Source organism: Paraburkholderia sp. J12 (genome assembly GCF_905220215.1).
Classification (GTDB): Bacteria; Pseudomonadota; Gammaproteobacteria; order Burkholderiales; family Burkholderiaceae; genus Paraburkholderia.
This window is the reverse complement of record NZ_CAJMZC010000055.1, coordinates 1-431: the sequence shown is the minus strand read 5'-3', so window position 1 is coordinate 431 and position 431 is coordinate 1. Positions and strand designations below refer to the sequence as shown.

Here is a 431-nt window from a genome sequence, read left to right as displayed (position 1 = left end):
GCCGATCACGATCGGCGCCTTGAGCTCGCCGTTCTTCACCATCTCGTTGAACGCCTGACCCAGACGATAGCGATCCTTCACCCCCACCCAGCAGATCCGCGCCGGCAGCCCCTGGAACGCAATGCGTTCGCGCGCCATGTCCAGCCAGTTGTGCAGGTGCGGATCGTCGGGGATCAGCTCCTTCACCTTCGCGTCGGTCTTGTAGATGTCCTCGGGATCGCCCGAGAGCGCCACCCAGCGGAACGGCCCCTTGCCTTCGCAGAAGAGCGGCCGGATATAGGCCGGCACGAAGCCCGGGAAATCGAAGGCGTTCTCGACGCCCATTTCCAGCGCCATCTGGCGGATGTTGTTGCCGTAATCGAGCGTGGCTGCCCCCCGTTCCTGCAGCGCGAGCATCGCGCGCACCTGCTGGGCCATCGACTGCTTCGCGG

Annotated in this window: 1 pseudogene; it reads right to left on the bottom strand. The window is 65.2% G+C overall.

The window, feature by feature from the left end:
• Positions 1-431, bottom strand: a pseudogene (locus U5760_RS31575) (urocanate hydratase); the annotation flags it as partial.